At 60.1% G+C, this 429-nt stretch carries 1 protein-coding gene; it reads left to right on the top strand.

Annotation, left to right across the window (positions count from 1 at the left end):
* On the top strand, positions 1 to 429 hold a 429-nt coding region (locus ACI77I_RS32200; protein ID WP_407000247.1), incomplete at both ends, for a DUF6531 domain-containing protein.

Here is a 429-nt window from a genome sequence, read left to right as displayed (position 1 = left end):
CGCTGCGAAGAATCCGCAGGGAGATGCGGCGGCGCCTGCGGATAAAACGGCCACTAATGGCTGCCCAGTGTCGATGGTCACCGGGGAGGAGTTGCTGACCCTTACCGATGGCGCGTTGGATGGGATTTTGCCGTTTGAGTGGACGCGGTTGTACCGCACCAGTGCGGTGGAAGTGGATTGTGGGTTGGGGTTTGGTTGGAGTCACTCGCTGGCGCAGCGGTTGGTGGTGGACGGTGATTCGGTGGTTTGGACGGATCATGAGAACCGCAGTACTGAGTTTCCGTTGCCTACCGCCTCACGGCCGGCGATCACCAACAGCTTGGCGGAAGCGGCGATTTACTTGGGGTCGCTGCCTGATGAATTGGTGCTGGCTCAGGCGTCACGGTTTTATCACTTTCGCGACGGTGTGCTGACCGCGATCAGCGATGC

This window comes from Pseudomonas sp. D47, from assembly GCF_045447305.1.
Lineage (GTDB): Bacteria > Pseudomonadota > Gammaproteobacteria > Pseudomonadales > Pseudomonadaceae > Aquipseudomonas.
Note: the sequence above shows the minus strand (reverse complement) of the source record. Positions and strands in the feature narration are given on the sequence as shown.